The organism is Variovorax glacialis, assembly GCF_051216375.1.
Taxonomy (GTDB): Bacteria; Pseudomonadota; Gammaproteobacteria; order Burkholderiales; family Burkholderiaceae_C; genus Variovorax.
The window spans coordinates 1-22,484 of the sequence record NZ_JBPJZT010000014.1 but is presented as its reverse complement, the minus strand read 5'-3'; the positions used below and the strand labels follow the sequence as shown (position 1 = coordinate 22,484).

The 22,484-nt window shown below is 61.1% G+C and carries 13 protein-coding genes and 1 pseudogene; 7 read left to right on the top strand and 7 right to left on the bottom strand.

Annotation, left to right across the window (positions count from 1 at the left end; all coding sequences use genetic code 11):
• Window positions 1-5: 5 nt before the first annotated feature.
• Window positions 6-992 (bottom strand): Bug family tripartite tricarboxylate transporter substrate binding protein, encoded by a 987-nt coding sequence (locus ACSFBL_RS27375; RefSeq protein ID WP_435518974.1) that lies wholly within the window; start codon window positions 990-992, stop codon window positions 6-8.
• Between the two features lie 229 nt (window positions 993-1,221).
• Here ACSFBL_RS27375 and ACSFBL_RS27370 point away from each other — a divergent pair, with 229 nt between their 5' ends.
• Window positions 1,222-1,968, top strand: coding sequence for a FadR/GntR family transcriptional regulator (locus ACSFBL_RS27370; protein WP_435518973.1), 747 nt, complete (start codon window positions 1,222-1,224; stop codon window positions 1,966-1,968).
• 931 nt (window positions 1,969-2,899) lie between these two features.
• Window positions 2,900-3,607, top strand: a complete 708-nt coding sequence (locus ACSFBL_RS27365) for a response regulator transcription factor (RefSeq protein WP_435518972.1) — start codon at window positions 2,900-2,902, stop codon at window positions 3,605-3,607.
• A 728-nt stretch (window positions 3,608-4,335) separates the two neighbouring features.
• Here the strand turns inward: ACSFBL_RS27365 and ACSFBL_RS27360 are convergent.
• The 3 genes from ACSFBL_RS27360 to ACSFBL_RS27350 form a co-directional block, all read right to left on the bottom strand.
• On the bottom strand, window positions 4,336-5,361 hold the full coding sequence (locus ACSFBL_RS27360; protein ID WP_435518971.1) for an alpha/beta fold hydrolase: 1,026 nt from the start codon (window positions 5,359-5,361) through the stop codon (window positions 4,336-4,338).
• Window positions 5,362-5,474: 113 nt separating this feature from the next.
• The gene (locus ACSFBL_RS27355) at window positions 5,475-6,497 is read right to left on the bottom strand and encodes an alcohol dehydrogenase catalytic domain-containing protein (protein ID WP_435518970.1); all 1,023 of its coding nucleotides are present in this window, start codon (window positions 6,495-6,497) and stop codon (window positions 5,475-5,477) included.
• 22 nt (window positions 6,498-6,519) lie between these two features.
• Window positions 6,520-7,272 carry an SDR family NAD(P)-dependent oxidoreductase gene (locus ACSFBL_RS27350; RefSeq protein ID WP_435518969.1) on the bottom strand — a complete coding sequence of 251 codons (753 nt, stop codon included), beginning with the start codon at window positions 7,270-7,272 and terminating at the stop codon, window positions 6,520-6,522.
• 247 nt (window positions 7,273-7,519) lie between these two features.
• Between ACSFBL_RS27350 and ACSFBL_RS27345 the strand changes: the two genes are divergently transcribed.
• The 4 genes and pseudogenes from ACSFBL_RS27345 (at window position 7,520) to ACSFBL_RS27330 (ending at window position 10,546) form a co-directional block, all read left to right on the top strand.
• Window positions 7,520-8,485: a LysR family transcriptional regulator gene (locus ACSFBL_RS27345; RefSeq protein ID WP_435518968.1), complete on the top strand. Its 966-nt coding sequence runs from the start codon at window positions 7,520-7,522 to the stop codon at window positions 8,483-8,485.
• A 786-nt stretch (window positions 8,486-9,271) separates the two neighbouring features.
• Window positions 9,272-9,664, top strand: a complete 393-nt coding sequence (gene tnpB / locus ACSFBL_RS27340; protein ID WP_435518967.1) for an IS66 family insertion sequence element accessory protein TnpB — start codon at window positions 9,272-9,274, stop codon at window positions 9,662-9,664.
• A gap of 262 nt (window positions 9,665-9,926) precedes the next feature.
• A pseudogene (locus ACSFBL_RS27335) lies at window positions 9,927-10,193 on the top strand (IS66 family transposase); the annotation flags it as partial.
• A gap of 62 nt (window positions 10,194-10,255) precedes the next feature.
• A complete protein-coding gene (locus ACSFBL_RS27330; protein ID WP_435519089.1) occupies window positions 10,256-10,546 on the top strand; it encodes a hypothetical protein in 291 nt (96 codons plus the stop codon).
• A 1,060-nt stretch (window positions 10,547-11,606) separates the two neighbouring features.
• On the opposite strand, the gene ACSFBL_RS27325 is transcribed toward ACSFBL_RS27330, so the two are convergent.
• Entirely contained in the window at window positions 11,607-12,695 is a 1,089-nt protein-coding gene (locus ACSFBL_RS27325) for a mandelate racemase/muconate lactonizing enzyme family protein (RefSeq protein ID WP_435518966.1), read from the bottom strand.
• 150 nt (window positions 12,696-12,845) lie between these two features.
• Here ACSFBL_RS27325 and ACSFBL_RS27320 point away from each other — a divergent pair, with 150 nt between their 5' ends.
• On the top strand, window positions 12,846-13,655 hold the full coding sequence (locus tag ACSFBL_RS27320; protein WP_435518965.1) for a GntR family transcriptional regulator: 810 nt from the start codon (window positions 12,846-12,848) through the stop codon (window positions 13,653-13,655).
• A gap of 304 nt (window positions 13,656-13,959) precedes the next feature.
• Here the strand turns inward: ACSFBL_RS27320 and ACSFBL_RS27315 are convergent, their stop codons facing one another.
• Window positions 13,960-15,723: a response regulator gene (locus tag ACSFBL_RS27315; protein ID WP_435518964.1), complete on the bottom strand. Its 1,764-nt coding sequence runs from the start codon at window positions 15,721-15,723 to the stop codon at window positions 13,960-13,962.
• Window positions 15,724-15,748: 25 nt separating this feature from the next.
• Window positions 15,749-22,474 carry a HAMP domain-containing protein gene (locus ACSFBL_RS27310; RefSeq protein ID WP_435518963.1) on the bottom strand — a complete coding sequence of 2,242 codons (6,726 nt, stop codon included), beginning with the start codon at window positions 22,472-22,474 and terminating at the stop codon, window positions 15,749-15,751.
• Window positions 22,475-22,484: the final 10 nt, after the last annotated feature.

Sequence of the window (22,484 nt, the reverse complement as noted above, 5' to 3'; positions counted from 1 at the left end):
TGATGTCATTTCTCGGCGATGCCGAGCCTTTGAACCAGCTGCCGGCTGCTGGTCACTTCTGCGCGGATCTGGGTGGCGAACTCCGCCGGTCCGACCAGCAAGGGCTCAGCACCCATCTTGTTGATCAGTGCAACGGTTTCCGGCGCTGCTGCCGCCTTGGCGATTTCTGACGCCAATCGGTCGACGACAGCGCGCGGCGTACCCTTGGGCGCCAGCAACCCATACCAGACACGGATCTCCAGGCCTGGCTGCTTCAGCGCTTCCGCCAGCGTCGGGATGTCGGGTGCGCCCACCGCGCGCGTTGGCGAACCGATGGCCAGTCCCTTCACCTTGCCGGATTGCAGGTAGGCCTGCGCGGCCGGAAAGGACGGCATGTAGAGGGGCACGTGGCCGGCGATCGTGTCAGTCATCGCCTGCCCTGCACTCTTGTAATGGACAGGCTCGATGTTCAGCCCCAGTCGCTCCTTGATGACTTCGACGCTGAGGTGACTCGGCGTGCCGATGCCAGTAGTCGCGTAGTTGAGCTTGCCGGGGTTCGCCTTGCTGTAGCTTGCCAGTTCGGCGAGGGACTTGAACGGGGTATCGCGGTTGGCAATCAGCACCATCGAGGTTGCAGCAACCTTCGAGACCGGCTCGAAATCGCCGTTGGGGTCATAGGCCGAACCCCCCTGCACCACGGGGCCAACCGCGTACGGCGGGCTGGCCGTGAAAAGCACGGTGTAGCCGTCAGCGGCCGCCCTCGCCACCGCGACCGCGCCGAGCGTGCCGCCTGCGCCGTCACGGTTCTCGACGATGAAGGCCGTCTTCGTCTGCTCGCCCAGGCGATGCGCGATGCCGCGAGCCACCAGGTCGACGCCGCTGCCGGCGGCGAAAGGCACCACGATATGCACCGGTCGCGTCGGGTAATCGATTTGCGCTGCGGCCAACCCCAACCCGGCGGTGAGCACCCCTTGGACCGAAAGTCGGGCGCAGACCCGAATGAATGACTTCATGACGTTGTCTCCTGACTAGCTACATTCCATCAGCGACCACAAATTATGGTCCTACCAATTTGTATAAGCTTTTTGTCTGTAAAACACGATAACTTGATAGTATGGTAGGACCAATATTCTGACGAGTCAAGTGTCTTTTGAGCCTGTTCTCTGGCACCCCCGTTCGGGGGGCACTCCCCACCGGCGGCTACAGTGCACTTGATGCGTCGTCACATACGCGAGGTCAGAGATGAATGAAAACGGCACCCTTTCCGCGTTCAAGCCCGTTAGGCGTCGAACATTCGAGGACGTCACTTCGCAAATCCGCGAGCAGATCGCGCAAGGGGCGTTGCGCGAGGGCGACCGGCTGCCGGCCGAGCGTGTGCTGGCAGAAACGTTGGGCGTCAGTCGCAATACAGTTCGCGAAGCTCTGCGCTCGCTCGAGTACGCAGGACTGCTGACGCAGAAGCCCGGCGCTGCTGGCGGCGCCTACATCGCAAATGGCGGGGTTGACGTCATTCGTTCTGCGTTCGACGATCTGATGAGCCTCGGCACCATCAGGGCGCCGGACCTGATCGAAGCGCGCATCGTCATCGGACGGGAAGTCGCTCGCCTCGCGTGCGCGCGCCACGATTCCGCCGATCTTGCCGCGCTGGTAGAGAACGTGGATCGAACGCGCCAGGCAGCAGCGGTGGGCGACCTGCCACTTCGCGTGCGCTACAGCCTGGAGTTCCACAAGCTCATGGCCCTCGCGGCCAAGAACCCGGTTTTGACCATCATGACCAACGTGTTGACGGACACCACGATGAAGTTCGTCAAGGCGATTGGCGAAATGCCCAACGACTTCGTCCTGGCGTCCCGCATGCGCATGCTCGATCACCTGCGCAGCCGCAACGCCGACATGGCAGCGGGCGAGGCAGACGCCTATCTGCGTACCACCTTGCGCAGCTATTTGCGGGACACACGGCTGCCTCCGCTCCGCGAACATGTGGTTTAGTCGAGGGCTCGGGCGCAACGCGCTTGAGCAGAAGGCACGCCCGCCATCCGTCGTCGCTCAAAACTCCAAGCGCGCCAGTCCGGATGCCTCTTCTTGCCGGTGCCTGCGTCCGGCAGCGCGTGGGGCAGCCAGTCAACCCCATCGTCAGCATCTAACGAGGCCCGCCCAAGCGCCCGCGTCGGTCACCGGGCGTTCGACCTGAATGCGCGTCTCGGCGCTTGGCACCGGCGCCCCGAGGTGAACGGGCTTTGTCTCCAACCTCATTTATTATCGAAAGTAACAACAGGAGCAGCGAATGGGTTCGAAAAGTTCGAGCGTTGAGGTCCGGCCTCGAAGCGGTGGCCGCGGCATCCAGGAGGCCCGAGTCTGGGCAGCCGCCGACACGTACTCCTCGAAAATGTCGAGACAGCGCGCGACACTCTCGTCCTCAAGCAAGTGACGGACTCGTTCGACGCATTCGCAGGCAAACGCCAACTTAAGCGCCTCATATTGCGCAGACGATTCACAGGCTTGCAGGGCAGAGGAAACTGTATCGCTCATGACCTGTAGTCCCCTGTGAATGACTCGCGGCGAACTTTCCCGAATGCGGCAGGCTGGCCATTTTGACGGCTGCGGCGTCAAACGAACGCGCTTCAGTGCGATGGGGCCCCGCCCCACCCTGCCTGCCGAATGCGTGGGCATGGTGAAAATGGACTGCGCATTGCGCGACATCGAGATCGCCATACGCCGAAAGGCCAGTCGGCGAGTCGACCGTTAAAAGCGTAGACACTGTATTGGAGGAATCGGCCGTGTGTGTCCCTCGGCACGATCGCCGGTCCACCCCTTTTGCCCATGCCAAACTCAAGCCGATGAGGGATGATCGCGACCGAAAGGCCCCTGGGCGCCGGCGCCTGCGCCTGCGCCGGTCCGGTTTCTTGGCGAGGAGCAAGCGATGGCTGTCGTTCAACTGGTGGGTCCCACTGCGATTCCGAGGCAGCTCTCGCGATCGCTTGATCGAGCGGGGCATCGCATTCACGCGTGCCTGTATCTCGATGCGTTCACGACTCAAGAAGGGGAAGCAGATACCGACATCGGCTGCGTTCTCGTCGATATCGATGTCCCCGAGAACCTGAAGGCCCTTCCTGGGTTCCTAGCGCATGCCGCCATTCGTGGATTCGCCGTCGTCGTCCTCGCGACGCAGCCGGAACCTGCCGACATCATCGCCGCAATGAAGATAGGCGTCTCCGACTTCTTGATCAAACCCGTCCCGGAGCCGGTGCTGCGCGAGGCCATTGAGGCCGCCATCACGCAGGGCCGCGGTCAGCGCAACAGGGCCGCGAGGATGGCGTTCCTGAAAGTTCGATATGAATCCCTGACCTATCCGGAAAAGCTGGTCGCGCGCCTCGTCAACGAAGGTCATCGCAATAGGGCCATCGCAGAAAGCTTGAACGTCGCCGAGCGCACCGTGAAGGGCTATAGAAAATTGGCATTTAAGAAGCTGGCCGTTGATTCGGTGGCTGAGCTGGTTCATGCAATCGCGCTGCTGGACTCGGACGTCTTGGACGGCGCGTCGTACCGGGCAACGGGCACCGTTCAAGGCAGCGACAAGAGCGGCTCGGGCGAGGTCGGCGTGCAGCGGGCGCCGAAGCATGCAGGGTGACAAGTATGCGCCCGCAGCAGCGGCCTTGTGCCTCCTGCCCGCTGCGTCTCACGACGTTTTGCAGCGCAGGTAGCGACAGCGAAATAAAGCGGATCGTCGTCTTCGGCCACCGATCCGATTGCCGTTCAGGTTCATCACACGAACGTGAAGATTGCGGGATTGCGGTCCCCACCCGTGCTGCTGAACTGCTCGCGAGATCTTTCGATGAATTGAGGTGAAGAGGCGCCGGAGTGCGCGATGCGAATGTGCATGTTGCGACCCGCAGGGTTTGTAAAAGTCAAATCTAAGCCGCCGCTGCACTCTGCCAGTCAATTTGAGCGGGGCTCGAGCGCACCTTCTCCGCCCTGCCCTGCTTGCCCTTCGTCGGCGTTCAGGCACCGCGGCGAACGTATTCCTCGTCGTGCGCACGCGCCGTCTCCAGGTTAGATCATCATAACTTTGAACGAACTCAACCTTCTGAGTTCCTTCAAGGTTGTCTCACCTTGATGCTCAAGAAACTCAAATGATATGAACGTCCCCCTTTCGTCGCTGCGATGTGGCGAGGCGATGGTGAGGAAACATCGGGGTGATGGCAAGAACGCCTGCATAGCGCAGGCCTCTTGCATGGCGTGAGATACAAGGCCCGCCGCGATGAAAAGGGTCACGCCCCGTCCAATGCCAGCACCGGGACGCTCGTGGACCGTGCCGACTTTGCTGTGCGTCCCCAGGGCTAAATACCGCCCGACTAATTATTGCCCGGCCTTCAAGAAATCAAGGATCAGCCGGGTCGTTTCTTTGGGCGCTTCCTCCGGTAGAAAATGGCCGCTGTCTTCGAGGTGGACGGTTCTGGCATTCGTCGCCTTTGCAGCAAGCGTTGAATTCAGCCAACCGTAGCCCGGTCCAGCGATCCCGAGGACGGGCATCTCCAATTTCGTGTAGGCCTTCTCGTCCACGATGTCCTGCGGAAAAGCTTGGTACCAAGCGTTACCCGCTCGGATTGCGTCGGCGCTGCGGTATGCGTTTGCGTAGACGGCTCGATCGAGTGGAGATAGAACAGATTCATCCTTCATAAGGTAAGTGAAGAACCATTCTTGTTCGACATGCGCTCGACCGGCCAGCATCCTTTCGGGCAGCTTCTTTACCTGATGAAAAGCAAACCACCATGCGAAAGGCGCGCTTGGGTCGATCTTGTCCCCGAACGTGTTGGGCTTTGGAAGGATTGGCCAGTTGTAGAGTCCTTCATCAGGGTGAGGAACATCGAGCATGACGAGCCTTTCAGTTGCCTTGGGATAATTTGCAGCAAAGCTCCATGCCACCTGGGCACCGATGTCGTGGCCCACGACGATCGACTTCTCATAGCCTAGTCTGGACAGCACCTCGAAAACGTCCTTCGCCATGTTCTTTTTCTCATAGCCATCCGGCGGCTTCGCAGAGCCGCCCATGCCCCGAAGATCGAGTGCCAGGACGGTGTAGTGCTTCGCGAGCTCGGGCATCATCTTGTGATAGCTCCACCAAGTTTCCGGCCACCCAGGCAGCAGGACCAGGGATGGTCCATTTCCGCCGATCACGTAGTGGATCTTGGTCCCGTTGACAAGGATCGTCTTGCTCTGAAAGCCCTTCATTCGCTTGGCGAGCGCAGCGTCCGAAGTGGGTTGCTTGCTGTAGACAACGGGCTCGGCCGAAGCTAGCCCAGAAAGCGAAAGCGTTAGCGCTGCTGTAAACAGGCCAGTTGCAAGACCCTGAAAGCGAAATCCATTCTTCTGGAAATTTGTCATATTGACTTTCGGTTGGTTCAAGGAAGGGGCGGTCAGAAGCGGCGTTGGAAGAAAGCGCGCTTCCGACGCTTGGCATCGCGTTCGGGGGGGTGACCTGGCCGTGTGGCGCGGCTTCAGGAAATGAGCAGCACCGCGCCGGATTTGGCTGCGCGCTCTGCGTGCAACGCAGCTTCGCTGACGGCTGCAAACGGGTACTCAGCTTCCACATCAAATTGACTCGGATCAGTCCGGGCCAGATCCAGGGCAATCGACACGTCGGCGCGACGCTGAGGCTCCGGTAGGCCGCCCCACCCGCCCACCGAAACGCCACGAATGCTGATCCCACGAGTGGAGAAGCTGAGCGCAGACAAGCTGATCGGCTCACCCGACAAGTCCCCGTACGAAATGACCGCCCCCCCGTTGGCCAGCATTGACGCTATCTCGCTCGGAATTAGCCCACCCACTGGATCCACGACGGCACGAATGGGCTGCCCATCGAGGGCCGCCGTTAGCTGTTGCTTCCAGTTTTCATCATCCGTCGTAACGATTGGCACGCCCGTCAACCTATTGCGTAGCGCCTCAGCTCCGCCTCGCCGGCGCACGACGCTGACTACGTGAATGCCTCTGCTTCGGGCCAAGATGGCGAGCAGGCGCGCAACGGCCGAACCGCCCGCAGTCAACACAAGCGCGCCCTGGCCGGGCCCTTGGACTCCGACCTCGGACGCGGCCCTCAAAAGCAAGACGGCAGTCAAGGGCGTCACGTGAAGCTGACTGGCGATGCTGTCCGAAATGTCGTCAGGAATGAGCGTCACATATTCTGCAGCCACCAGCGCCCGTTCGCTCCACGCGGCGCGGTCTGGAAAGAACATCACCCTTGCTCCGACCGCCAGGCCGCGCTGTTCCTCTACATCCGTGCCTATGGCCTCAATAGTTCCCGCGCCTTCGAAGCCCGGGGTTGCGCCACCAAGCGCGACATCGCTTCTGTCCGTCGGGCCGCGATACCGTCCCCGTATTCCAAGTAGGTCCCCGGGATGAACGGGACGCTTGCTGACCCGAATGAGTACTTGGCCTGCGGCCGGAAACGGGGGATCGGCCACGGTAGTGGATTCGAGGACGCTAGCGGGCTCCCCGTAGCGGTAATAGCGGATGGCTTTCATGAATGTTCTTCGGCTTTCTTCCTCAAACCTGCGCCATTCCGCCGTCGACGAATAGCTCCGCGCCGTTGACGAAGCTCGAGTCGCTCGAAGCGAGGAATACCACGGCCCTTCCAATTTCCGCAGGATCGCCAAGTCGGCCCATTGGCACCAGGCTCGCCAAGTAACCCAGCAATCCGTCCTGCGCTTCCTTCGATGGCGCAAGTTCGACCAGCCCCGGCGTGCGCACAGGGCCGGGACTGATTGCGTTCACGCGAATGCCGCGGTCTTTCAGATCCAACACCCAGCTGCGCGCGAAGTTCCGAACTGCTGCTTTCGAAGCACTGTAGACGCTGAAGGCTGCAGTTCCCTTCACGCTTGTCGTGGAGGCGGTCAGGATCACGGACGATCCATCCACCAACAGGGGCAATGCCTTCTGAACGGTAAACAATACGCCCTTAACGTTGCGGTCGAAGATTTGGTCATAGTGCTGCTCTGTAACCTCGGAAAGCGGAAGCATGTCGCCTCCGCCGGCATTCGCAAAGAGCACATCCAGGCGTCCCGCCTTCTGCTTGATCTCCGCGTACAGGCGGTCGAGATCGGCCAGCTTGGACGCATCGCTTCGGACGCCGACGGCTCCCTTGCCGATGCTTGCGACTGCTGCATCAAGCTCGGCTTGACGCCTTCCGGTAATGAACACCTTGGCGCCTTCCGCCGCCAATGCCTGCGCAGATGCGAGACCAATGCCGGTCGTACCGCCAGTAACCAATGCGATCTTGCCTTCGAGCTTCGTTGTCATGTGTAACTCCATTTGTTGAAACGATGGGAGGAAGATAGGGCAAACGAACGCTTTGATAAATATCGCTTTCTCCATTTCTCTATTGCCCTGCGTAAACAATAGGGTTGGGTCGCACTTTCCGCTGATGGGCGCCAACCGCCATACCCCTCTGGACCTGCCGGTACATCTCTCTCTGGAGGCATGCTGGAAAGACTGCGTGCATGATCTGCCCTGGGGTGCCCCGTGCCGAACTTGATTGGGACCATCGATGGATCAACTACTTGCCATGCGTGTCTTCTCTCGAATCGCCGAAGCCGGCAGCTTCGTTAAGGCTGCCGACTCGCTCAACATGCCCAAGCCCACTGCTACCAAGTTGCTCCAGGCGCTGGAGGCACACCTTGGCGTAAAGCTGCTACAGCGCACCACGCGCAAGCTCTCGCTCACGCCTGAGGGCGCCTCCTACTACAAGAACGCAGTACGTTTGATCGCCGAGGTTGAGGACATGAATGCCGCCATCGCTGGCGCTGTGACGAGACCGAGCGGCCGACTGCGCGTGGAGATCGGCTCCTCGCTGGCAAACCTCGTCCTTATTCCGGCGCTTCCCGACTTTCGTAGGCGATACCCGGACATTCAGCTCGAACTGGGCGTAAGCGACAGGGCCGCTGATCTTGTCGGCGAGGGCGTCGACTGCGTGATCCGAGGTGGTGTACTTGCCGATTCGACGTTGGTCGCTCGCCGCATTGCCGACCTTGACTACCTCACCGTTGCCAGCCCGTCCTATCTGAAAAGATTTGGTGCACCAATTCATCCAAACGAACTTCGACCATCGCATCAAATTCTGAGCTACCTATCGGCCCAGACCGGGCGGCCATTTGCTCTGTATTTCTCTAGAGGTGATGAGGAGATCGAAATCGTCGGCAAATCACCCGTCTCAGTGAGCGAGAGCACTGCTCACATGACAGCACTTCTCCACGGCCTCGGCATCGGCCAAACCTTCAAATTCATGGCGCGCCCACACGTCGCCACCGGAGCGCTCACCGCAGTATTGAATGAATGGACGCGTGCCAAGCACCCGCTGCACCTCGTCTATCCCACGCACCGGCACCTGAACGCAAGACTGCTAGCGTTCGGCGACTGGGCCGGCGAGCTCTTTGCAAAGCTCAACGCCGATGCAGATCGACGCGATGCCACCATCGACGAATATAAAGCTCCCATCGTCCGACGCAAGAAATGACATCGCATTCGCAACCTCGCCTTGCCGTCCCGGCGCCTCTCGGAAGAGGCAGACTTTTCTGCCCCAGGCGGTTGACCATCGACCAGTACGCGCGACTGAATCGCTTGGCCTGAGCGCCCTCAACATTTCCGCGCGTCGCCATGTGGGGCGGGATCCAGGCGATAGCTTTTGAGGCAACTCGTCGACGCCGAAATGACAGCTTGACAGGGCTGCGAACGGCGCGTACTCGCGTGATCGTGCGCTTGACTCGGGAGATCCTGTGGTCGTACTGATGAACGCTCCGGCGTCTTCATACCCTTCTGCCAGAAGTGTAAGTCGCGTGTAAGCGGCTCGCCGCCCCGTCTTGATTCTCCCCAGGGCAATAGGATGCTCCTATCCACTTAACTCAAATCGTGGACACGTGAACACTACTGCTTCTTCTCCCGACGACGGCAGGTGTCGGCGCCGCGAGCACTCGCCCGAATTCAAGGCCCATGTCGTCGCCGCTTGCTGCAAGCCGGGCATTTCGATGGCCTCGGTGGCCATGGCCAACGGCGTCAATCCAACTTGGTCCGTCGCTGGGTCCTGGAGTCCGAGGGCGGGGTCGCTGCAGAACCCGCAGGCGACGTAGCGATCGCCTCGAAGGCAGTTCCGCAACTGCCGTCGAGCTTCGTGCAGGTGCCATTGCCTTCGGCTCCGGCGATGCCGGACATTTGGATTAAGCTCCAACGCGGGCGACCAAGGTTGTCGTGATGTGGCCGTTCGCGGCGGTGTCTGAAGCGCGGCGTGGATGCGAGAGCTGCGGCGATGATCCGCATCGACGCGATGGCTCGCGGTCGAATCCATGGACATGCGAACCCGCCCGGCCCGGACCGACTGCTGATGAGTGTTGTCCGAGTCTTCGGGGCCGCCCAGGCCTACCATGGCTACGTGTTCGCCAACGCGCGCGCCACCCGCAACAAGCTGCTTATTCACGATGGCTTCGGCATCTGGTGCGCGGCCGGGCGGTTGGACCAGGGCCGCTTCTCGTGGCGGCTCCAGGCTCGGCCAGTCCACTCCCGGCTCTCTCGCAAGCCCGTTCGATGCACTCGTCCTTGGCCTCACGTGGCAGCGTCTGGAGCAGATGCAACTCATCACGCGCGTGTAGTTGTCTATCGCTTCGGCGGCCCTTGCGAGATCAATTGGCGCATGCACCAATGACGATTGGTTGCCGGCCTCACACAATGGGCGACATGCTCGATGTCCATGCTCTGCAGCCCGGCGATCTGGATCGCCTCGCACCGAGTGAGGAGGACGCGCTGCTAGTGCAGATGCTCAACCACACGGCCAGCAGTCCAAGGCGCATCAGGAGCAAATCGAACAGCGGGACAAGGCGCTGAAGTTCAAAGACGCCAAGATCGAGAAGATCACTTTCGAGCTGCTACGTCTGAAGCACTGGCAGTTCGGCGCGCACAGCGAACGCATGACGGCCGAGCAGCGCCAGCTCTTCGAAGAAGCGCTCGTCGAAGACAGGGAGAGCCTGCAGGCCGAGCTCGGCGCCTTGCTCGGCAACAGGCCCGACGCGAACCGCTCGGGGCGCGATCGCCGTACGCCGCGCCGCGAGGCACTGCCTGCGCACCTGCGCGGTGTGGAGCACCACCATGAGCCCGAGGAGACGACCCGTGGATGCGGCGGACCGATGGTTCGCGTCGGCGAAGACGTGAGCGAGCGACTGGACATGGTGCCAGCTGAGTTCTTCGTGTGTTCGCGCCGACCGAAAGTTGACCCCCCAAAGCTGTGCTCGCGAAGTTCGTGCCCGTCGTACAGCGTGCGTATGCGGCCTGCCTGCAAAACCCGCAGCCCTGCAACGAAAACTTGGCAGAGGCCGCCAGTCAACAGCTTGACGACGTCAACGCCAGCTGGAAGAACGTGGAAACCTTGCTGATCGACGATGCCTCACGAAGGTTAGCCCTCGGCGCCTTCGATCCCAAGCGCATCGAGGCAGACTACAACATCGTCAAGGAGATCTACGACGTGAAGGCATTTAAGCCGTCGGCGGTCTTCACCAACGATCTGTTGGACAAAAGCATCAAGGCCAAGTAGCGGTTGCACACAGAGGGTCTGGGTTCAAACAGCCCGCAGCACGATGGTGGACGCCCTTGCGGGCAGCGGCGACATCCCCGCGGCGCGCTCTGCTGCCGGAGTTCCGGCGAACACGTCCGGCATCCGGGGGGCATGCCGCAGGACAGGCTATTTGACGCCGGCCTGCGGGGCATTCAGCAACCGGAGCCCGGGCGGGTCGCGCCCCGAAACGCCTCTCGCGGGTCGATCGGGCTCGTCTTCCAAGAATGAAGTCGAAGGCTTCATGTCCAGCGTAGCGCGCTTCTTCAGCAATATCTTTGGCGACGATGCCTCGAGCGACGCGGGCCACTACTCGGAAGCTGTCCGTCGGGAATGTGCCTAAGCTCGCGGGGACGCTCGGCCATGGGCGCGATCGGCTCCGCCCGCGCGAACTATCCTTGGCATAAAGTGCAGCAATTTGCCTATGCATCGCGCCCAGGTTGGACGGGCCAAGAAGCGATAGTAGCTGGTCCTCTCGCGGGTCAGGCGTTGGTGCAGCATCTCCAGCGCGCCAGAACTTGGCTTCCAGACAGCCTCAACCACAAACTGGCCGGCCCGTGTCTGAGCGATATCCGGAATCACTGCGATCTCAGTGGCGCCGATGCTTCTTAGAAGAGCCGCTCGAGCCGCTGCAATCGCAATCCCTCCGTCATTGCCTGGCGCACAGTAGTGCAAGGAGACAGTGATTCGACGCAGCAAAGCTTCTGACGTCACCGCAAGCGCAATGATCTCGAGCAACGCCAACCGACCTACCGCCACTCCATGTTCCACGCTGATGCGCACGGGGCGAGGGTGCTCGATGTGCAAATGCCGTCTGGCCCTATCCGCCCAGGCAACTTCGGCAACAGCGATCGCCTGCGACTCGAGGTAAACGAAGACGGACTGATCCCACTGGACAGGTCCCCTATCGACCCCGGCAACCACGAGTAAAGCCATAGTTTCTGTTTCTACTCGGTGGCGTGGCCGATGCGATTCGCGCCCACAGCAATGAGGGCAGGTTTGCCCGTTAGTCGGCATTTAAGTCCTTACGATATGCGGGGGCTCAGGCCCGAATGCTATCGAGGCGAGCCCAGTCGAACGCGATGCCGTGACCGGGACGGTCCGGTGCGATGGCAAAGCCATCGTCGATGCGCAGTGGGTCGGCGATGTAGTCGTCAAGGCCAAACCCGTGAGCCTCGAGGAAGGAGCCGTTCGGCACGGCCGCAAGCAGGTGCACGGTGACATCGTGCGCGCCGTGCGAGGTCACCGGCAGGTTGAAGGCCTCGGCCAAGTGCGCGATCTTCATGAACGCCGTGATGCCACCGCAGTTGGTAACGTCGGGCTCGGGAAAGGTCACGCCGCCTGCTGCGATCAGCTGCTTGAACTCCCACAGCGTGCGAAGGTTCTCGCCTGAGGCGATCGGGATACCGGCGTTGCGCACCACGCGTGCCTGACCGGCGACGTCGTCTGGGATCACCGGCTCCTCGAGCCAGGTAAGGTCGAAAGGCTGGAAGGCGCTGGCAGCGCGGATCGCTGCGTCGGCCGTCCACTTCATGTTCGCGTCGGCCATTAGCGGGAAGCCCTCGCCCAAGTGTCGACGCATCGCCGCCAGGCGCTCGACGTCCTCGCTCAGCCGCTCTCGGCCAACCTTCATCTTGATGGCGCGAAAGCCTTTGTCCAGATTGCGATCGGTCTGCTGGAGCAACTGATCCAACGGCAGCTGCAGGTCGATGCCGCCGGCATAGCAGCGCACGCGCCGGTCGTGCCCGCCAAGCAGATTCCACAGGGGCAGTCCCAACTTACGGGCTTTCAGGTCCCACAACGCCATGTCTACCGCGGATAGAGCCAGCACCGTTGGGCCCCCCCGGCCGCCGTAGTGCGACGCCCACCAGAGCTTGTTCCAGAGGAACTCGATACGGTCCGCATCCTGCCCGTCCAGCAACTCCCCGAAGTCCCGTCGCAGCACGGCGTCGATTGCCGCGCCGTTGCGCCCGCAGGTGAATGTGTAGCCGCTGCCTTCCACTCCGTGTACATCGCGCAGACGGACGGTGTTGAGTTCAAAAGCCTGCATCTCGCCATGCATAGCGTCGCTGAGGACGGCGGCGAGGGGCAATCTGTAATAACCAACCTCGATACTGTCGATTAGTGCCATGTTTGGACGGACCAAAATTTGAGTCTCCGCAAATGGTAAGCGCCCATCCTTCGAGCGTCAACATTTGGTACGACCAAATTGGAACAAGTGGTCTTAAAATTGCCCCTCAGCAACAAGGTGTCGGATCCTTGAAGAAAGGAGTCCCCCAACATGTCCATGAGTGACGAGCAACGCCAGATGGGCGCTGACGCGCCCGTGCCGCCCCGAGCGGACATAGGCGCGCGCCGTGTTTCCGAGAGCGTCAAAAGGCGCTTGACAGAAATGATCTGGTCAGGGGAGTTGGTGGCCGGCGAACGGTTGCCGCCTGAGCGGACGCTGATGGAGCGGCTTGGCGTCAGCCGCTCGGTGGTGCGAGAGGCAATCAACGACCTTTCCAGCCGTGGTCTGCTCAAGACCCGTCCGGGGTTCAGGCCGATCGTCTCCAAGCCGGACTACGACTCTGCCTTGGGCGCGATGGGTCAGGTGGTGTCGAACATGCTCGCCGATGACGAGCGGGGCGTATGGAACTTGTTCGAGACGCGGATGTTCCTGGAGGCCGCCTTGGCGCGCTCAGCCGCTGCCAGCGCACGGTGCGAAGACATTCAGCGGCTGAAAGCGGCCCTGGTGCGCAACCGTGAGGCGATCGGCAAGCGCGGCGAGTTCGAACTCACGGACGTCGACTTTCACAACGCGCTGTATGAGATCCCCCGCAACCCGATCTATCCGGTGGTTCACCGCGCGTACGTCGCATGGTTGTACGAGCGCTGGCGCCAGATCGAGGCTAACGATGAGCTTGATCGCATCAACTACGCCGGCCACGAGGCGATCTTCATGGCGATCGTCAATCGTGACCCCGACGCCGCGGAACTGGCATTGCGCAGGCATCTGACGCTGGCTTGGGAGTACGTGCGCGTCACGTTCAGGTACAAGGATTCCACAATTCAGCCTCTCGGGGACGCCGTCAGACCGGGCGCCGAGTGAGGGGAGCGGTCCCATTTCAGTGGGAACCCGCTCGGCACATTCAGCCCAAAGGCAGAACACGCTTCTCAGAGCACTTCGCCTGCTAGGTCATCGCAGGGCCGGGGCAGCTCGGCAGCGTCGATGGTCGCACGTCGCAGTGGGGGTAACGCGCGCCCGACGGGTCAAAGCGTTTGACTTCTCTTCGCTACTCCACCCGGGGCGGTCGGGTTCTGGGCCATGAGGTGGCTCGGACGTCTTCAGCATGTCGCCTGCAATAAGAAATGTAGTCCAGGCGCGAGGTAGTCGACCGGATGCCGCCTGGCACTCACTGCGACACCGCAAGGCGCGCTTTGTTGAGGATGGCGACCAATGCCTCTGGATCCACTGGCTTCACGAGGTGCCCGTCAAAGCCTGCCTCCGTCGCCTTGCGCACGTCCTCAGGCTGACCCCAACCGGTCACAGCGTAAATCACCACGCTCTCGCCCCGCTCCTGTTGTCGAATCGCCCGACACGCCTCATATCCATTCAGTTGAGGCATGCCGATGTCGAGCAACACCACGTGGGGGACGAAGGCCGTCGTCGCAAGCACCGCATCATGCCCATTAAAAACATGTCTTACGGTGTGGCCCATGGCTTGGAGAAGTGCGGAGAGGGTCTCTGCGCTATCACGATTGTCGTCCGCCACCAAAATGCGAAGGCTCTTGGCTGGCATGATGGGCGGCTGGGCGTTGGTGACGTTCGCAGCGACGGTCTCCAGACCGCTAGCGAGCGGCAGACGCACTATGAATTCGCTGCCGAGTCCAAGGCCATCGCTGCGCGCCGTGACGCTGCCCCCGTGCAATTGGAGCAGTCGGCGCGTCAACGACAGCCCGATGCCAAGCCCGCCGCGAGAACGCGAAAGCGCGGTCTCCACTTGAGAAAACATCTCGAAGATGCTCTCAAGCCGGTCCGCTGCAATGCCGATCCCGGCGTCACGGATTGAGACGACCACCTCGTGCGCCTCGCGTCGCACCCCAAGGTCAATCCGGCCGCCCTTGTCCATGTATTTTGCTGAGTTGTGAATGAGGTTCATGAAGGCCTGTGACAGCCGCGTGGCATCCGCTTCGAGGAAGAGTTCTCCGTCGGGCTGATCGATGTTCAGCGCATGTCGGAACTCTTCGATCATTGGCCGGGTCGATTCGATTGCGTCGTACAGCACCTCGGCAACTGGTACGCGCTTGCGCTGCAACTCGACCTTCCCTTGGCTGATCCGGCTGACATCCATGAGGTCGTCAATCAGCCGGCTCATGATCTTGACTTGGCGATCAATCAGCTGCGACGCGCGCTCGACCTCCTGAATTCCAGCAGCTTTCAATCGCAGCAAACGCACGGCGTAGCCCACCGGCGCTAGCGGGTTTCGAAGTTCGTGCGCAAGAGTTGCGAGGAACTCGTCCTTGCGCCGGTTCGCCTCCCGCAATTCGGCCTCGCTGGCGTGCAACGCCTCCGTGCGCTCCAGCACCTTGCGCTCGAGCGTATCGTTCAAGAGCCGAAGCCTATCTTCGGCGCTGCGGCGCTCGGCGATCTCTCCGAGCAACGCCCGATTGGCTTCCTGCAGTGCGCGCTCCTTGCGGTAAAGCTCCGCAAAGACCGCCACCTTGGATCGCAGGATTCCGACATTCACAGGCTTGTGCAGGTAGTCCACGGCGCCACTACCATAGCCCGCGACGACGTGCTGGTCGTCGTTGAAATAAGCAGTGAGGAAAATAATGGGCACGTGCGCTGTCTTCTTGCGCTGTTTGATCAACTCCGCAAGTTCAAAGCCCGTCATGTCGGGCATGTTGACGTCCAGCACCATTACCGCAAACTCGTGCGACATGAGCGCCAATAGCGCCTGCTCGCCCGACGACGCATGAATCAACCGATAGCCCGAGTCCTGGAGGACCGTTTCAAGCACCGTCAGGTTGACCGGCTCGTCGTCCACTAGAAGGATGTTGACCTGCTCGGACATGGCGAGTGCGGCGTTGCCTTCTGCTGTCATGATGAAAAGGGGCGCGATGGTGAAGATGTAATCTGCACAGGACTTCCGATGTCCAAAGGTGTCCAGCCACAATTGAAGGACGCAGTCATTTTTTGGTTCATCGGAACAGCCAGACCCGCATCAGCGAAAGCAACTGGTCGGTGTTCACCGGCTTCGCGATGTAGTCGCTTGCGCCCGCATCGAGGCATTTTTCTCGGTCGCCTTTCATTGCCTTGGCGGTCAGGGCAAGGATCGGCAGAGTCCGAAAGCGTGCGTCCTTTCGAATCTCGCGCATGGTCTCATAGCCATCCATCTCGGGCATCATGATGTCCATAAGCACCATTGACAGATCCCCCTCCTGCGCAAGAATTTCGATTGCTTGGCGACCATTCATCGCACTGAAGACAACCACATCGTGGTTCTCAAGTACGGAGGTCAACGCAAATATGTTGCGTATGTCGTCGTCAACCACCAACACCTTGCGCCCGCGTAGCACTTCGGCCGAGCTGTGCAGCCGCTCGAGCAGCACTTGCTTTTCCGGCGGCAGTTCGGTCACGACCCGGTGCAAGAAGAGCGCGGTCTCGTCCAGCAGCCGTTCCGGCGAGTGGACATCCTTCAGCACGATACTCTTGGACATGGTGTTCAGGTGCGCCTGTTCCTCGGGCTTGAGGTCCCGGCCGGTGTAGACCACGACAGGCACTGCTGCCAGACGGGGCTCGATCTGGAGGTGCTCTAGTAGCTCGAACCCCGTCATGTCGGGCAGACGCAGGTCGAGTACGAGGCAGTCGAAGCTCTGCCGCCGCAATTCGGCCAGCGCTGCCTCACCTGTTGCAACGCCGACCATTTCAATATCGCTGTGACCAAGTAGCTCCATGATGGCGCCACGTTCGATGTCGTTGTCCTCGATCACCAGAAGGCGCTTGGTGCGTGGCACGATGAAAGCCTTGATGCGCTCGAACGCCGCTTCGAGGCCGTCGGTCGTCGGCTCTTTCACGAGATACGCAAACGCGCCGTGCGCCAGGCCGTGCTGCTGCTCCTCCTCGATGCTGATGATCTGGACCGGGATATGGCGCAGCGCGGGCTCGAGCTTGAGCTGATTGAGCACAGTCCAGCCAAGCATGTCGGGCAATACGATGTCGAGCGAAATGGCCGCTGGGCTGTATTGGCGGGCCAGCGCGAGGCCGTAGGCACCCTTGTTCGCGACGATGCCCTTGAACCCCTTTTCTCGGGCCAGACCGAGCAGGACGCGCGCGTAGTGCGGATCGTCCTCGATGATGAGCAGCACCGGGTCCCCCGGCGCGACAGCATCCCGGTCGTCGCCGATGTGCTCCTCGCGCGCCATCGGCAAAGCCGAGATGTTGCGGCTTGATCCGTCCGCAATTGCCGGGAGGATGCGGGACACGGTGGACGATTCCGCGCCAACGTAGTGCAGCGGGAGATAGAGCGTGAAGACGCTGCCCTGCCCGTACACGCTCGTGAGACGGATCTCACCGCCCAGCAGCACCGCAAGCTCGCGGCTGATCGCCAACCCTAGACCCGTGCCACCATACTTGCGCGAAGTGCCAGCGTCGGCCTGCTGAAACGCTTCGAAGATGAGCCGCTGCTTTTCCGGTGCGACTCCGATGCCGGTGTCTTCGACGGCAAAAGCGACGACATGCTGCGCTTGCCGGAGCACCGGATGGTCCAGGCTCCAGCCTTGGGTCGCCAAACCAACGCGAACCTCGACTTGGCCTTGGGCAGTGAACTTCACCGCATTGGACAGCAGGTTCTTCAAGATTTGCTGCAGGCGCTTTGGATCACTGTCCATCGACCGCGGCAGGTCATTCTCGAAACGGATGTGGAATGGCAGGTTTTTCGCTTCCGCCACGTGACGGAAATTGCGATCGATGTTGTCGCGCAGACCCGCGAAGCTGATCTCTTCGATGTCGACGGTGACAGTCCCAGATTCGATCTTAGAGAGATCCAAAATGTCGTTGATCAGATGCAGCAGGTCGGTGCCGGAGGAGTTGATGTTGCGCGAAAATTCCACTTGCTTGCTCGAGAGCGTGCCGGGCGCGTTCTCGGCGAGTTGCTGGCTCAGGATCAGAATGGAATTGAGCGGCGTGCGCAATTCGTGTGACATGTTGGCGAGGAACTCGGATTTGTACTTGGAGGTCAGAGCCAGCTCGGACGCCTTTTCCTCGAGCGCCCCGCGAGCCTGTTCGACCTCCGCGTTCTTGCGTTCAACTTCCGCGTTCTGCTCGGCCAGCAGCCGTGCCTTGGTTCCGAGCTCCTCATTGGTCTGTTGCAGTTCGCTCTGCCGAGACTGCAGTTCGGCCGTAAGCTGCTGCGACTGCGTGAGCAGTCCCTCCGTTCGCATGGTGGCTTCGATGGTGTTGAAGACTGCGCCGATGCCGAGCGCCAGCTGGTCTAGAAAATTGAGATTCACCACCGTGAACGGTTGCAGTGACGCGAGTTCGATGACCGCTTTGGTGTGCCTTTCAAATAGCACCGGCAACACCACAACGTTCAAGCTTCGGGCCTCGCCCAGACTCGAGTCGATGCTGACGAAGTTTGGCAGGGCGTTGTTGAGGAGGATTCGCTTCTGTTCGACGGCACACTGCCCGACCAACCCTTCGCCAAGTCCGATCGTCTTGGATAGGCGGAACTTGCCCGTCTGCGCATAGCTCGACAACAGAGCCAGACTCCCCTTGGTGGCGTCCTCTCCCTCGTAGTGATAAACGGTGCCCTGATGGGCATGCACCAGAGGCGCGAGTTCTGACAGCAGCATTTTGCCGACCGTGGCGAGATCGCGTTGGCCCTGCAACATGCCCGTGAAGCGTGCGAGGTTCGTCTTGAGCCAGTCCTGCTCGCGGTTGCGTTCGGTTGTCTCGCGCAGGTTGGAAATCATCGTATTGATGTTGTCCTTGAGCTCTGATACCTCGCCTTTGGCGTCCACCTGGATCGAGCGTGTGAGGTCACCCTTGGTCACTGCCGTGGCAACTTCCGCGATCGCGCGCACTTGCGTGGTGAGGTTGGCCGCGAGCAGGTTCACGTTGCCGGTCAGGTCCTTCCACGTACCCGCCGCGCCGGGCACGTTGGCTTGCCCCCCGAGCCGTCCATCCACGCCGACTTCGCGTGCGACGTTGGTGACCTGGTCAGCAAAGGTTGCGAGCGTGTCGGTCATTCCGTTGATGGTGTCAGCAAGAGCGGCCACCTCGCCCTTGGCCTGAACGGTCAGGCGTTGCGTGAGGTTGCCATCGGCGACGGCCGTCACGACCTTCACGATGCCGCGTACCTGTTCGGTCAGGTTCGAGGCCATGAAGTTGACGTTATCGGTCAAGTCTTTCCAAGTGCCCCCGACGCCGCTAACCTGCGCCTGGCCGCCAAGCTTGCCCTCCGTACCGACCTCGCGGGCGACCCGCGTGACTTCGCCGGCGAAAGAATTGAGCTGGTCGACCATCGTGTTGATCGTGTTCTTGAGCTCGAGGATCTCGCCCTTCACGTCGACCGTGATCTTACGATTCAGGTCGCCACGCGCCACCGCCGTCGTGACCTCGGCGATATTGCGAACCTGCGAGGTCAGGTTGGCCCCCATTGTGTTGACAGAGTCGGTCAGATCCTTCCACGTGCCAGCCACGCCGGGCACCACGGCCTGCACCCCAAGCCTGCCTTCAGTGCCGACCTCGCGCGCGACGCGCGTGACCTCAGAAGCGAAAGACCGCAGCTGCTCGACCATCGTGTTGATGGTCTCCTTGAGTTGAAGAATTTCTCCACGAACGTCGACCGTGATCTTCTTCGACAGGTCACCATTGGCCACAGCGATTGTGACTTCGGCGATGTTGCGCACCTGCCCCGTTAGGTTCGAAGCCATCGAATTCACGTTGTCGGTAAGGTCCTTCCACGTGCCCGCTACGCCCGGTACGGCGGCTTGGCCGCCGAGCTTTCCTTCGGTGCCAACTTCGCGCGCGACACGCGTCACTTCCGAGGCGAATGCCGAGAGTTGGTCCACCATCGTATTGATCGTTTCCTTCAGCTGCAGGATCTCGCCCTTGACGTCGACCGTGATCTTGCGACCCAGATCGCCACGAGCAATTGCCGTGGCGACGTCGGCAATGTTGCGAACCTGGCCCGTGAGGTTGTTGGCCATCGAATTCACGTTGTCCGTGAGATCTTTCCAAGTGCCGGCCACACCGGGAACCTGCGCCTGCCCGCCGAGCTTGCCATCGGTGCCGACCTCGCGGGCCACCCGACTGACCTCGGCCGCGAACGAGCGCAGTTGGTCGACCATCGTGTTGATCGTTTCCTTGAGCTCGAGGATCTCGCCTCGCACGTCGACCGTGATCTTCTTCGACAGGTCGCCGTTCGCCACGGCGATCGTCACCTCGGCAATGTTGCGCACCTGGCCCGTGAGATTCGAGGCCATCGAATTGACGTTGTCGGTGAGATCTTTCCAGGTGCCCGCCACACCCTCCACCGCGGCTTGCCCGCCGAGCTTGCCATCAGTGCCGACCTCGCGTGCTACGCGACTTACTTCCCCAGCAAACGCATTGAGCTGGTCGACCATGGTGTTCATCGTCTGCTTGAGCTGGAGGATCTCGCCTTTCACCTCAACGGTGATCTTGCGCGAGAGGTCGCCGCGCGCAATCGCCGTGGCCACGTCCGCGATGTTGCGCACCTGGCCCGTGAGGTTCGATGCCATAAAGTTGACGTTGTCGGTGAGGTCCTTCCAAGTTCCGGCCACACCCGGCACTTGAGCTTGGCCGCCAAGCTTGCCCTCGGTCCCCACCTCGCGCGCAACGCGCGTCACTTCGGAGGCAAAGCCATTGAGCTGATCCACCATCGTGTTAATGGTGTTTTTAAGTTCCAGGATCTCGCCTTTCACTTCGACCGTGATCTTGCGTGAGAGGTCGCCGCGCGCGACCGCTGTCGTGACGTCGGCGATGTTGCGCACCTGGCCCGTGAGGTTGTTGGCCATCGAGTTCACGTTGTCAGTCAGATCCTTCCACGTGCCCGCGACACCCCGCACCTGGGCCTGGCCCCCGAGCTTCCCGTCGGTTCCGACCTCCCGCGCCACCCGAGTCACCTCGGAGGCGAAGCCGTTGAGTTGGTCTACCATCGTATTGAGCGTGTTCTTGAGTTCGAGGATCTCGCCCTTGACATCGACGGTGATCTTTTTGGACAGGTCGCCGTTGGCGACGGCGGTCGCTACGTCTGCGATGTTGCGTACCTGCGCCGTCAGGTTGGAAGCCATTGAGTTGACGTTATCGGTCAGATCCTTCCAGGTACCGGCCACGCCCAATACCTGCGCTTGGCCCCCCAGTGCGCCTTCGGTTCCAACTTCACGCGCGACGCGGCTTACCTCTCCGGCGAAACCGTTCAGCTGGTCCACCATGGTGTTGATGGTGTTCTTGAGTTCGAGAATCTCGCCGCGCACGTTGGCGGTGATCTTTTTGGAGAGGTCGCCGCGCGCCACCGCGGTCGTAACCTCCGCGATGTTACGCACCTGGCCTGTCAGATTGGACGCCATGAAGTTCACGCTGTCCGTCAGGTCCTTCCATGTGCCCGCGACCCCGGGCACGGCAGCCTGGCCGCCCAGCTTGCCTTCGGTACCGACTTCGCGCGCGACGCGGGTAACCTCGGACGCGAAGCCGTTCAACTGGTCCACCATCGTGTTGATGGTGTTCTTCAGTTCGAGAATCTCGCCCTTGACGTCGACTGTGATGGTTTTGGAGAGGTCTCCGTTGGCCACTGCAGTGGTCACTTCGGCGATGTTGCGCACCTGCCCCGTCAGGTTCGAAGCCATGAAGTTGACGTTGTCGGTCAGATCCTTCCAGGTGCCGGCGACCCCGGGTACCTGGGCTTGGCCGCCCAGCTTGCCTTCGGTACCGACCTCACGCGCAACGCGGGTCACCTCCGAAGCGAAGCCGTTGAGCTGATCGACCATTGTGTTGATGGTTTCTTTGAGCGCGAGGATTTCGCCCTTCACCTCGACGGTGATCTTGGATGACAAATCGCCCTTGGCAATGGCAGTGGCAACGCCGGCGATGTTGCGCACCTGACCGGTGAGGTTTGATGCCATCGAGTTCACCGAATCAGTGAGGTCCTTCCAAGTTCCCGCGATACCCGGTACCTGCGCCTGGCCCCCGAGCTTGCCCTCGGTGCCCACCTCACGCGCCACGCGAGTCACCTCGGACGAGAAGCCGTTCAGCTGGTCGACCATGGTGTTGATGGTCTCCTTAAGCTCGAGGATTTCGCCCTTCACGTCGACCGTGATCTTGCGGCTCAGGTCACCACGCGCGACCGCTGTCGTCACCGTCGCAATATTGCGCACCTGCGACGTCAGATTGTTGGCCATGGAGTTAACCGAATCGGTCAGGTCCTTCCACGTGCCTGCCACTCCGGGCACGACGGCTTGGCCGCCGAGCCGACCATCGGTGCCGACTTCCCGCGCGACGCGGGTCACCTCCGAGGCGAACGAGCGCAGTTGGTCGACCATGGTATTGGTCGCCTCTTTGAGTTGAAGGATCTCTCCGCGGACGTCGACGGTGATCTTCTTGGAGAGGTCGCCATTAGCCACCGCGATCGTAACTTCAGCAATATTGCGCACCTGCGCTGTGAGGTTGCCCGCCATCTGGTTGACCGAATCGGTCAGGTCTTTCCAGACCCCGGAAACGCCTTTCACCTGAGCTTGGCCGCCAAGCTTGCCCTCAATTCCAACCTCTCGGGCTACGCGCGTTACTTCGGACGTGAAAACGGACTGAACCGCCCCGGATTTTGAGGAGGCTCCTTCGATTGAGAATGGAGCCAAGATGAGAAAGTCACCGAAGTTTTCCCCTGAGGTCATGGAGCGCGCGGTGCGCATGGTCTTTGAC